Origin of the sequence: Winogradskyella sp. UBA3174, from assembly GCF_002364335.1 — a bacterium.
Taxonomy (GTDB): domain Bacteria; phylum Bacteroidota; class Bacteroidia; order Flavobacteriales; family Flavobacteriaceae; genus Winogradskyella.
The window spans coordinates 16,644-30,297 of record NZ_DEXW01000039.1 but is presented as its reverse complement, the minus strand read 5'-3'; the positions used below and the strand labels follow the sequence as shown (position 1 = coordinate 30,297).

Genomic DNA, 13,654 nt, shown 5'->3' with positions numbered 1-13,654 from the left:
AAGACCTAAATAGGTTTTAAAAAAAAAGCCCTGATAAGATCAGGACTTTTTTAGGTTAAGATTCAAGATTTGGGGCAAAATTAGTTTACTAAAACTTTTTTAGTTACTACTGAACCGCTTACAGTATATAACTTAATAATAAAAGTTCCAGTACTTAAATTCTCAACTTCATATTCAGAGTAACCACTCTCCGAAATATTTTCAATAGTATTTACAGATTGGCCTAAAACATTGAATAGTTCAATAGATTCTATTTGAATTAAGTTAGGGTTAATCAACACAATTTTTTCGATATCATTAGAGTAAAGAATGTCAATTCCTTCTTTAATTATATCATCTACTCCAAGAATATTACTGTTTTCACTAAATGTAATTTCAAAACGATTTAAATATTCGCCAGCATTTAAGAAGATTTCAAAATCACTATCTCTTAGGTTATGGTATGTATTTAATTCTGTATCATTAATAAATATATCAATACTATCTGGTACGTTTTCTAACGCATCAATTGTGATTGAATTTATTCCATCAGAATCTGTCTTTATACCAATAGGGTAGATAGAAGATTCTTCTGCTTCATCACTTGCTTGGATTACATATTCATAATTATTTATAACCCAGAACATATCGTCTATTTGTACTTCATTCAAAGCGGCGTCATACGCCCAATCAGCATTAGATGTTGTGTTTTCATCAATTGTTAAAAGTATTTGACGATGTATGGTGTTTATTGAATTGAATCCGAATCTAAATTTCATTCGGTCATCAGTTTCTTCAGTTCTTTGTGCGTTTGTATTAGAAGCTGCTCCGTCACCGTCTGGTCTAACAAATATTGAATTAGCAGTGCCTTCTTTCTGGAATACACGCTGACCATTGTTAAAGTTAACTACACCTGAATTTTCTGCAGATACAAAGAATCCTTGGCCCACAGGTATGTAACGACCAGGAGTTTTAGTTGGAGTTCCTCCAGTTGCAACGTCTGGATCATTAGTTCCTATAGATGCAGCTGCAACTGCACCAGAAAAATTATAAGTAGCATAACCACCTTGGTATTCTGCTAATACATGTGAACCGCCTCCCCAATGTTCCCAGAAGTATAACGTACCACTTATTAATGGTGTCGTATCTGGCACAGAGGATGGGTCTGTTGCATCTGGATCATAGTCTAAAACAACTCCATTATCTATAATAAATTGGTTAGCATCTATAGCTGATGCATACGGATTACCAACTAAGTAATTGTTTCCACCAGTTATAGCGAGATTTACATCTCCGTTATTAGGTTTGCCTAAGAACACATAGTTTTGATCTGTGCTTATTGGTCCAGTACCAGGTCCTTTCATTGTAAATCCTTGACCAGCATCTATAGTACCTGTACGTCTTACATGTTGCCAAGCTGAATAGTCACCACCTGCTTGGTTTGCAAATTTCCAAACCCAATAGTCTGCAATAGTAATTGGTGTTCCGGCAGATCCATCAAATCCAATAGGAGTAAAGTTTATAGGTGTTGTACCATCAAACATTATATCCTCTAATGTATAACGGTAATCGTTTTTAGCAATATCTGTTTCTCCAACTGGTGCTGACCAATAATTATAAGTATAAGTATCTGCTGTTCCTTGTTGGTCTTTTTCTAAAGCTCCGCTAACAGCAACATCTAAATCACTATCTATTGGTTGTAATAATTGAGAATCACCTTCTAAATCAATTTTTCCGGTTAAGCTTAAGTAATGAGAAACTGTGATTCCGTTACCAGTATTTGTAGCGTTATCACCAATTAAAGTTAATTCGTTAGCATCAACATATAAGCCTAATACTCCTCTGTTTTCTAAATTTGCAACAGGTAATGTTGCATTATCTAAACTAACGTCGTGCGCTGTTTTAATAATATTCCAATTAACTGTTGTTGTAGGGTCTACGATAGATGCTGATCCTGGTATGTACTGTACATTTCCGTTAGTCCATGTTGTATTAAGATCCCAATCCCCATCTTGAGTAGATGCATAAGGTAGTGGAGCTGTTTGTCTATCTACAGTATTTAGATTTCTTAAAGCACCTTGATTAGCGTTACCTGATGCATCATCTGTATTTGTATAAGTATAAACAGACATTGGGTAGTAAGCGGCTAAGTCACTCCAATCTATAGCATCAATATCATTTCTTGTAATTGCAGTAGGTAACTCATTACCCATTACTTGACCAGCGTTATCAGAAATCTCTTGATTCATTACAAATCGAAGTTGATCTACACTAAGTGCTGTATCCCATACTTTGACTTCGTCTATGTTTCCTCTAAAATATTGTGTAGGTGTGTTTTTACCGGCTGCAGCAATATAGAAAGACTCATTTGTATCTGTTGGTGGGCTTCTGTTTGCAGAAATATCTAATACGCCATCTATGTAGATTGCAACTTCAGTACCGTCGTATATTACAGCAACATGGTGCCAAATATCATCTGGAATACTTGTATTAGATCGTAAAACTTGATCTGTTCCATTTTTCCAGAAAATTTCAACTCTATTATCATCTAAAATTGTAAAATCATAACCTTGTGTAAATGCTGCATCTCTTTTAGATACTATAGAAGCTGTACCAGTATCTGCTGCATCTCTTTTTATCCAAGAAGAAATAGTAAACCCTGTATCATCAAGATTTAATTTATTTTCTACATTAACAAAATCTACAGCACCATCAAAGTATATAGAACGCTCAACTTCTACTCGTTCAGCATATCCAAAAGTGATGTATTCGGTACCAGTAAAATCATATTCAGTTTCAAGATTACCGTTACCATCATCTGTCATTACTCGATAAGTTGCAGTTGGATTAAATATACCTGTATTAGATATAAACATATAGTAATTTCCTGGTGGTGTAATACTTCTAACAGCACTTAATGGTATGCTTAATTTTACAGTTGGTACATCACCACCTGTTTCAATAAATTTCCAAATGCGCTCAATAGATTGAAACGAAACATCAGTAACGAGTGGCAATGAAGGCGCCATAATTCCAGAACTCATATTTACAATGTGCTCTGTTGGATCTAAAGTTAAATCAGCATTATTGTTACCCCAAACTAAGTATTCTTTATTGTTTAAAGTTGTAGCATTAAAATCTTTGTTCTCTTTGTTAGTATCATAAATATCAGTTAACCCTATGGTTATGACACCTTCAATTGGTCCCTCAACATCTGTAGCATTATTTACACTACTTGATTGTTTTTGGTTTAACTCAGAAACATCGTCTCGACCAATACCAGCGATATCATAATTAAATCCGGTATTTGCTACCTGATCCCAAATTAAAGTACCATCACTATTTACATAATCTTGTGATGTACCATTAATGCCTAAAGTAATTCCGTATTTAATTGCTAAATAAGATTGTATTCTATTTCTATCTTGTGTTGAATCTCCATCGTTATTTGTTGTTGAATAAGTAATAACTTCAGCTATACGACCATCAAAACTTCCATTCCAATATTGACTTCTTCCTAACCAGTATTTTGTATTATTGATTGATGAGAAATCTGGTATATCATTAGAAATATTTCCTATAACATTACCATTAAAGTACATATCTACTTCGGTTAGAGATGCATTATCTCTAATATTAATAATACTAATTTGATTATAATCAAAACTACCTGTAGCATCTCCTTTACCGTAACCCGGACCTCCTGATGTACCAGATGTAACTCCGATACAATATGAGAAATATTCACCTGCTATACGGTTGGTGTATGCACCATACCCGAAACCAGTAACATCTTCTGTTTGAATATCTAATGTAGTAGGGTCAGAACTAGTAAATGTATCTAAAGGAATCATACTTGTTGTAATTGTAGGATCTGGCATAATTACCACGTACATATCATTACTGTTAAATCCGCCAGTGCCTTTTAGCTCATTTCTACTGCCATCATTGATAATGTAAGTCATATCTCTGTTTGCAGTATTATTGTCATTATCAAAATCAATAACTGGGTTGAAGTTAAAGTTTCTTGTCGTATTATTTCTGTAAATAGGTGCTAGACCAGGAACTAGAGCTTCTGCATTATTCCCTCTACCATTGTCTACCCACTGGTTTACTAAAGATGCATCGGCTGCTTCGTTTATACCATTAATCATATCTGCCTTTAACCAAAGATCTAAGTTAGAAGTGACTCCTCCTGGAGCTTCTGTTGGCGTACAATAGCTCACACCTGTTATAGTAATGTCATCAATAAATACTTCGTCATCATTATCACTAGCATCACATCTTACTCTAAATCTAGAAGTAACAGAAGCAGGGAATGCATAATCTGTGCTTTTTAGTGTAACGGTTTTACTGTAAAATATAGCAGTAGTAGAGGTTTCAAAATCTGCTGTTTTAGCTGCAACGGAACCACCTTCAAATATTTGTACGGTTGTCCATGTTGCTCCATTATCGTCACTATATTCAATCATAAAACCTTCAACATCTTCAACACTATATGGCGCAAAGAAAAACTTAAAATCTACTTTGTTGTAGCTAGATAAATCAAAAGCAGGAGAATCAAAAGATGAAGCAGAGCCTGCAGCATTATCATTTCTTACTCTTAAACTATAACTACCACCATAAGACCATGTACCGTTATTAACTCTAGCGGCATCAACCCCACCAGATGTCCAACCGTCTAAGCCAGCTTCAAAATCTGCGGTATGTACTACAGTAGAACCACAAGAAGGCGGCATAAAACCTGTACCTTGAATACTGAAAGTATATAAGTTTTCGTTACTATCATCATTTGCTATAGTTAATGATGCGTTTCTTAATCCGTCGGCACTCGGGTCAAAAGTTATTTGAAATGTTGTAGAACCACTAGCTATTATAGGTGTTGTTGGTATTAATAAAACAGAGAAATCTGCTGAATGCGTTCCTCCAATTGCAACATAAGGTGATGCACCAGTTAAATTTAAATCAGAGACACCCGTATTTTGTATAGTAAATGTACGTGTTTGTGTCCCAGAAGCTGTATCTACATCTCCAAAATCTGTATGATCTCCAAGATCAGGTAACGAATCACCGTCTGGTATAGAAGTTGTGTTACCTAGTATATTAATCTCTGGGCCAGCAGCTGTTGTTAAATTAGATAAATCTACAATTTGTATTTCATGGCTCATTGTGTTATTGTTTCTATGCGACCAATGTGCGGCTTGGGTGGTTGAATTTAAATAATAATTTCTCCAACCTCTACCATAAGCTGTCCCACCACCAGTACTAATAGATGAACCAACAATTAATGCTTCGTTTATATTACTTAAACCTGCAGATGTAATATTTAGTGTTGTTGCATTTGCTGAATTACTCGTATTTTGAAAACGATTAATAATTAGGTCTGGGTTTGATAATACATGTACAAACTGTCTATTAGTACCATTAGATAGGTGACCACTATGAAATGTCCAATCTACGAGTTGGTTATTTGAACCAGGATCCATAATTGGCCAGTTATCTTCAATAGCTTGGTTAACACCGCTAGCGTTATTATCTGCACGGTGTTGACTAAAAATAATAGCTTCATTCCATGCACTTACATTAGTTGCTGTACCTGAACCGTCTGAGCCATCACGTAAAGTAACAGTCCCAGTATCTCCATCTGTATTGCCAGAGTCACCATGTAAAACCGTCCAATTACTCCCTGTAAATTCTACAAGTGTTATATAAACTGTAACATTATTTGCATTAGAACCTTTTTGCACTCTTAATGTTGTTGCACTTTCTAAATAGGCAAGGGCTGTACCAGAATCTGCACCACCAGCAGCAGAAGCACTATTTATAATACCTGTTATAAAAGGAATGCACTTATTTGCATTTGTTATGCCACTTAAGGCTTGAGTTACGCTATTTGTAGTTCCATTTAAAGTAACAGTTAAACGGTCTCTAATAATCATTTCATTAGCACCGCCAATTGGACCAATATACTCCCATATAGAAGAGTTAAACCTCATATTTGCTGAATCTGAGGTTCCTTGTCTATAGTATGATAAAGTACCTGTGTCTGTTAATACCTGTGCTCCAGATAAATCATCTCCACGTAAATTGGTGTCGGTAACACTGCTAAGACCAGCATTTACCTTTCTATTGTTGTTAGGTAATGCAAAAGCGTTATTCAATGAAGAAACAGGTGTAATAGCGCTAGTAATCCCTGAATTACTAACATCATTTTGTATATGCTGAACAACGAAATCTGCAGATTGTGAGAAACTAAAACTTGTAAATAAGATGGCATATAAAAATAAAGCACACCTTTTTGAGGTTGGGGTAAAACTTTTCATAAGCGGTTAACTTTAGTTTGGGACTAAATTATGTATCAAATCTAAGTGTATCATCTATTAAATACAAATAAAATCGATGAAATACATTATTAAAAAATAAACACCTGATAACTAGGTTTTTATGGTTATGTTTATTGTAGGGGGAAACTGTATAATTCGGATATTAGAAAAACAAGAGAGGTTTCAAATTAGTATTTGAAATTCTAAAAATGAGGAGTTTGTAAGTGTAAATTGTTGTATTTAGAAGTGTTTATTTCTTATGCCAAATGCCATCAGCATCTAGATAAAAGCTATTAACATGATTGAAGTTACATTCTTCAGGTGCAATTATAGAAAGGAAGATAGATTCATCCTTTCTTTTATAAAGATGATAGATTTGGCCAACAATAGGTTCAAAATTAAACCTAGCGCCATATACCAAATTATTATACTCGTACTGCTGCATCATTTCAGTATAAGCAGTTTTAAGTTCGTTGTATTTAGCTTGTACGTGTTTATTAACTTTATTAATATTTCTGTTTTTCCATGCTAAAGAATCTGTAGTTGTAATTACAGGTGCTGATAAACTTGTTGCATAGGGTTTTAAGAACGCATCATAACGTTCTGTTTCGGTATTATATACAACGTGGTCTGGTTTTTTATCCTTTTTCATAGCTTAATAGAATGCAATTAATATACAAAAGCAAAGTTAAGGATAATCTTAGGTTAAAGAAAAAACCACTACTGTTATAGTAATGGCTTTAACTTAAATTTAGCGTTTTCATTAATTTTTGACACCTGGTAAACCTTGTGGTTTTTTTGTTTGCCAATGAAACGTTTCTGCTTTCTTTGCTATAGGTGCAATTTCATCTAAAGTATTGGCATCATAAACAACACCATTTTTAACAACGTGTGTTAACGTATTTGTGTTTCTTAAATTATTAAGAGGATTACCGCTCATAATTAATATATCAGCCAGTTTACCAACTTCTAACGTTCCTAAGTCGTTATCTAAACCTAAAGCTTCACAACCTTTTATTGTCGCCAAACGCAACGCATCATAATTACTCATACCACCACTGGCAACAGCCCATAATTCCCAATGAAAACCTAAGCCTTGTAATTGTCCGTGACTACCGATACCTCCAATACCATCTGCCTCGATTAGGTCTTTCATAAACTCGGCGTGTTTCTTAAACACGTGCTCTTCGTCCATAAACCAACCCGGTCTTCGTCTCGATTTCTGAGCCAATTCAGCATAAGGTGTAAAATATTGCATCTTTTTATCTGTATAAGGGTTTTCTCTTGAATAGAAATAATTTTCTGCCCAAGGTCCACCATAACTCACCAAAAGTGTTGGCGTTATTGCCATTTGAGATCGTGCAGCCGTTTTTATAACATCTTCGTAAATAGGATAAATAGGGAAGGAGTGTTCATGACCAGGATAACCGTCCATCATATTTACCATATTTTGTTTAAAATCTAAACCACCCTCAGTTGTTGGCATTAGCTTTAATTCTTTCGAAGCCATAATAACCCATTGTCTTTGCTGACGATTACCAACCAAATAACTCTTTATACTTTTAGTATTATAGTATTCGCTGTACTGCTTCAGCACTTCTTTTGCGTGTTCTAGACTTGTAATATTATAAGCCCAATAGCCAACTCCAGGACCTGTGCTATATACACGAGGACCATGAATGACACCTGCATCAACCATGTCAGAGTACGTAAGTACATCTGTTGTTGCTGTTTGTGGATCTCTAGTTGTTGTAACTCCATAAGCAAGATTTGCAGAATAAATCCAAACTTGGTTTTTATGTATTCCCCAATTTGGCCACATGTGCGCATGTGTATCTACAAAACCTGGTGTGACTGTTTTTCCGGTAATGTCTATAACCTTAGCATCACTTGGTATGTTAAAACTTCCTGAAGCACCAACATTTACAATACGATTATTTTCAATTAAAAGATCACCGTTTTCTATAACGTTTTTACCATTCATGGTAATAATCCGTCCTCCCTTAAGTAAGGTTTTACCTTTAGGAATAGCACGTTTGTAAGTTACCTTTACTTTATATTCATGAGCTTTAAAAACGGGAGTATCCTTTTTAACTTCTTTTTTTTTGTCTGTTTTGGTAGAGTCGCTTTTCTTTTTAGCTCCTTTTAATTCTTTCGTTTTCTTCTTAGCTAATGCTAAACTGTCTGCAAAGACTTTCCCTTTTACTAAATCATAAGCAAAATGACTTGCTCCTAAAGACCAATGTACTTTTTTACTATCGTTAGACCAAGCAGGAAATTCACCGCCCATAACCGTTAACTTATTTGCCGGGAATGCTGCATTCTCTGGTTTCGCTAAATTGATGGATGGAGTGGTGCCAATCATAGGTATCACAACCGAGTAGATATCGTTATTTATCTTAGCCAAAGCGTGTTTGCCATCTGGAGCAATTCTTATTTCACTAGGACTAGAGCCTTTGTTGGTTTCACGCCAACCTTCTTCATGTGTTGGCATTGCAGCTGCTTTGTCGTGGTCTTTTCCAAAGATATCAGAAGATCCATAAGTTTTTATTCCTGTTAATTTTAAATGTTCTTTTTCGTCACTACCATCCCAACGAATAGAGATTAAACCTTTAACAGCATGATTTAGATACACACGGTCAGTCACTTTGGTAAAATGAGGCATTGTTCTGCCTTTTGACTTGTCTATAATTGTAATAGTTCCGTCTTCAATAGAAATCCAAGCTAATTCCTCATACACACGTCCGTTAAAGGGATCAATAGCGTCATCATACGTTTGCGCAGATCCTTTTGTGAAAGCAATACGGTTACTCTTATAAGACCAAGCGGGATTACTATAAATACCACGTTCTTTAGTTAATTGTTGAGGGTTGCCTTTACCATTGGTATTTACTTTATATAAATGACCTCCATCTGGTTTCCAAGTTGTAAATACAATTTGCTTTCCATCTGGTGACCATTCTGGCATGGCTTCTGTAAAATTATGATTGGTTAAACGTTTTGGAGTTCCATTTTTAAGTGCCATTACGTAAAGTCGGTTTAAAGCCGTAAATGCAACTTGTTTGCCATCTGGTGATGGTTTTGCATCTCTAATTTGTGTTACAAATGCTTCAGGTTCATCATCAATAGGATATTTAAACGATACCATTGGTCCCATATCTAAATTTACATCTACTGAAAATGGGATCTCTTGAGCTTTATCATCAGCAATTCCTATTTTGTACAATTTGCCACCATAAGAAGCGACAAGATATTTGCTATCTGGTGTAAATGCCATTGCTGGTAAAACGCCTAGAGGAGCAATGGATTCTTGGTCGTCGCGTTGAACAGGATAAGCCAGCCAACGTTCTTCACCAGTGTTGAGGTTTCGTAATACTAAGCCTGTATGCTCTTCAAAACGGCTACCATATACCATCCACATTCCGTTTTTAGATAATGTTGGAGTAAAGGCAGAACCATAACGAGATGTTATGGTTTCGGTATCTCCATCTTCACGATCAAAACTCATAATTTGGTATTGTGGTAACTGCGCATTGTAGTTCCAAGCACCGTTACGAGCTGAAAAATATATATGCTTTCCATCTGCACTAAAGGCAGGATCTATATATTTGCCAGATTTGCGCTCTTTCATTAAATCGGCACCAGAGCCACCATCTTTATGTACAATAAATGGTTTTATATTTCTTCTACCATGTGTTCCAACAATATATTCACCATCTGGACTCCAAGCAGCTGAGACATGGTACTTGTTTTTATCTTTTGTGAGTTGGGTTTGCTCATTGGTGTCTAAATCCATAGTCCAAAGGTTATCTGAACCGCTTTTGTCTGAAATAAACAGAATACTTTTTCCATCTGGGCTATAGCGTGGATGCACATCGTAAGGCATACCACCTGTAACTCGTTTAGCTTTTCCACCAGAGATAGGTATGGTGTATAAATCTCCCATCATATCAAACATTATGGTTGTACCATCTGGACTTACATCTACCGAAACCCAAGTCCCTTTATTGGTAGTAAAGTTGATTTTTCGGGTGGGTTCTAAAGGTAATTCTTTAGTCGCTTTTTTAGCAGTGTCTTTTGCTTTAGAGGCGACTTGTGCCGTTGAAAAATTTAAACAAAACAACAGGAGGAGGGTAATACAAAAGTGAATGTGTTTTTTCATAATGTGGTTAATTAGCTTAATTAAGTGTTTAAAAATAATCAAATTAATGATTGATTAGTATTAATTCATAAATTAAAAGAACTTCTATAATTACTTATAAATGAGGGTGTTTATTTTATAATGCTTGATGTGTAAACTAAAAGTATTATTGGTTTATTATTTAAGAAAAACAAGATGCTATTTTTAAATATTCAAGCAATAGACATATATTTTAATGTTGTTAATAAGGACTAAACAAACATGATAAAATGAAGAATTCTATACACATATAGTAAATGGATTGAGGGAGAGTGATTATTGCGAATAAACTAATAAAATCTTATAAAGAGAAGAATTATCAACCTGCAGATTACTTGTTGCCGCACAATGATATTTTTTCACTACATTTATTCTTTAAGTTAAAAACACAATCATAAACTTTGAAATAGCATGGCAAAATCTAAAGACTCAAAAAAAAATGTAAAAAAAGAGGCGGCATTAACACCTAAAGAAAAAAAAGCTGCAAAATTGGCTAAAAAGTCAAGTCGTACATAATAGTTTTAAGCAACGTTTAATAAAGCCACTTCTTTTTGAGTGGTTTTTTACTTTAAACTAATTACCTTTATAAGTAAATAAATAATTTGATTAAAGTTTATGGATATAAAATTAGCAGTCCTTATTGATGGAGACAACATACCATCTGCATACGTAAAAGAAATGATGGAAGAAATTGCCAAATACGGTAACCCAACCATAAAACGTATTTATGGGGATTGGACCAAACCAAATTTAAATAAATGGAAAAATTTGCTGTTAGAAAATGCCATTACACCAATTCAACAATATGGGTATACTACAGGTAAGAACGCTACAGATTCTGCAATGATTATCGATGCTATGGATATTTTGTATTCAGAGAAAGTGGATGGGTTTTGTTTAGTATCTAGTGATAGCGACTTTACACGCTTGGCAACTCGCTTACGTGAAGCAGGTATGGCTGTGTACGGTATTGGAGAAAAGAAAACACCAAATCCTTTTATAGTGGCTTGTGATAAATTTATTTATATCGAAATTTTAAAACACCAGAATTCAGAAAGTGAGTCAGAATCTACAGAGACCACAACTGTTACTAAAAATAACTACGATAATATCACTCAAAAAGAGATTCGGTTTATAGCAGCAACCATAGATGATGTTGCTGATGATGACGGTTGGGCGTTTTTGGGAGATGTTGGTAGTTTGCTACAAAAGAAACAACCTAATTTTGATTCTAGAAATTATGGCTTTCAGAAACTAACACCTTTAATTAAATCGATACCTGCTTTTGAAATAGAAAGACGAGAAGACTCAAGAGGGCGTATGAAGCTGATTTATGTAAAAATAAAAGAGGTGAAATCTAAAGTTAAAAAGAGATAATTTATACATTTTAGTATTGCGATTTTTTTACTTTGACATAGTTATTCGTAATAATATGGGTTATTGAATTTCTAATAGATTATAATTCAACTTTATACTTGTTTTAGACTAATTGGTGCCAGCTTTTTTATGACTTTGTATTTTGAAGTAATTCTTTAGTAAAGCATTAAAAAAAACCACATCAGGTATTCCGGTTTTTATTGCTGTAGCGAGAACGAGAATTTAACTCGTGATCTCTGGGTTGTAAACTCTTGGTTAACAAGTTTTAGAAGGTGTTTACTGGGCTCACAAGTTAATAATTGCTAAAACCGTATTCAGAATTGTATGCAGTATAAATATTGAGTTAATTAGTTTTTCATTCTTACTATTTTAAAAATCAAAAAAAACCTAAAAAGTAAGCCAGTGAATTATTCTGATTATTCTTTGAAATAGAGGCTTTTTTGTTTAATCTTAATATTATTATCGGTATTAATTTTGATTAAAATTTTTATTTAAAAGTTTCAATATTTTCTTAGATTATCATATTTACACATATTTTTTTAGAATTATTTAGCCTTTATTCAGTAGGGGTGAGAATTATACACGTTGTTAGCCTTTCGTTATTTTTTATCTGTCAATTCTTTACTTATAAAATCAATTAATTTATTGTTCTTTTCTAATAATTCATGGTTGTTCTCCAACAAATCATTATTAATAAATATACTCCATCCTGAACTTTGTTTTAATTTTCTGTATGCTGGTGAATCATTATTACTAAAAAAAGTTTTCGCATAAGGAAAAGGATTTTTTTCAACTCTCCAAAACCAGAAATCAGTAAAATAAGGACCGTAAAACAATGTTCTAAACTCTCTTCTACTTTCTTTGGTTTGGTAAATGCTTTCGTCAAGAAATTGATAATATGCTATAACATTATCTACCAATTTTTCATTGGATAAATTATAAATTCTACCAGAATTAAGCATTTCATTATAGGTTGTAGTTCGTGTGTTTAAATCTTTGTGAATTGCACCATTAAAAATCATAACTTCTTTTATTTCAGCATCAGATAATGATTCTTTAAACATAATTTCTTTGGCATCTTTTAAATAGTCGCCAAACTCAATATTATTCAAATAACGTTTATTGTCGCTTTTTAAATCTTGAATAAGCTTTTGTAATGTTGCTGTTTCTTCTGAATTGATTCTTTGTTCGTTTTTCCAATCATTAATAGCTAACCATTAATATTCCAATGACAACAAGAAGTATCTCTCCAATAGCGTAAATCAGATATTTACTGAATTTATTTTGAGTCAGCATATTTTGTCGAATTTTTCTAAAGAATTTTATCATTTGGTTAATGGTTGGTCTTAATGAATGCTAACGGGTTTCTATATGAAAAGTTCCGTGTAAATAAGGACGAACCTTTCGGATTAGAAAAGACAATAAATATATAAAAAACCCAATGGATTAGACACTTTGAAGTAATTTTTAATATGCGGTGTTGTAGCCAGTTATTTTAATTTCGGATATTTGTTAATTCAGTTTCTAATTCCGATTTTGCGTTCTGTTCAATTGTTGATAAAGGTCCATTCAATAAATTGCTATTTTCATATGGGTCATTCACTAAATTGTACATTTCTTCCATTCCAACTGAATTGGCAATAAGTTTATATGTTCCATTACTTATTGTCCATTCATCATCTGCACCATCAACTAATTCAGAATATTGATAATCTCTTATGCTTGTAGATTCTGTGAAAAGTGATTTAAAACTTTTACTATCGTGAATTTCGTTTGTTGAACTTCCCGTGATTTC

At 33.8% G+C, this 13,654-nt stretch carries 5 protein-coding genes and 1 pseudogene; 1 reads left to right on the top strand and 5 read right to left on the bottom strand.

Going from position 1 to position 13,654, the window contains the following annotated elements:
* Window positions 1-80: 80 nt before the first annotated feature.
* From B2U95_RS05975 to B2U95_RS05965, 3 genes are all read right to left on the bottom strand, one after another.
* Window positions 81-6,302, bottom strand: coding sequence for a LamG-like jellyroll fold domain-containing protein (locus B2U95_RS05975; RefSeq protein ID WP_296313785.1), 6,222 nt, complete (start codon window positions 6,300-6,302; stop codon window positions 81-83).
* Between the two features lie 250 nt (window positions 6,303-6,552).
* Complete coding sequence (locus B2U95_RS05970; protein ID WP_296313784.1) at window positions 6,553-6,954, bottom strand: DUF2452 domain-containing protein; 402 nt, start codon at window positions 6,952-6,954, stop codon at window positions 6,553-6,555.
* A gap of 111 nt (window positions 6,955-7,065) precedes the next feature.
* A complete protein-coding gene (locus B2U95_RS05965) occupies window positions 7,066-10,464 on the bottom strand; it encodes an amidohydrolase family protein (protein ID WP_296313782.1) in 3,399 nt (1,132 codons plus the stop codon).
* A gap of 633 nt (window positions 10,465-11,097) precedes the next feature.
* On the opposite strand from B2U95_RS05965, the gene B2U95_RS05960 reads away from it, so the two are divergent.
* On the top strand, window positions 11,098-11,859 hold the full coding sequence (locus B2U95_RS05960) for an NYN domain-containing protein (protein WP_296313780.1): 762 nt from the start codon (window positions 11,098-11,100) through the stop codon (window positions 11,857-11,859).
* Window positions 11,860-12,458: 599 nt separating this feature from the next.
* Here B2U95_RS05960 and B2U95_RS05955 read toward each other — a convergent pair.
* Both B2U95_RS05955 and B2U95_RS05950 read right to left on the bottom strand, forming a co-directional pair.
* Window positions 12,459-12,971 (bottom strand): hypothetical protein, encoded by a 513-nt coding sequence (locus tag B2U95_RS05955; RefSeq protein WP_296313777.1) that lies wholly within the window; start codon window positions 12,969-12,971, stop codon window positions 12,459-12,461.
* A gap of 383 nt (window positions 12,972-13,354) precedes the next feature.
* Window positions 13,355-13,654, bottom strand: a pseudogene (locus tag B2U95_RS05950) (sulfatase); the annotation flags it as partial.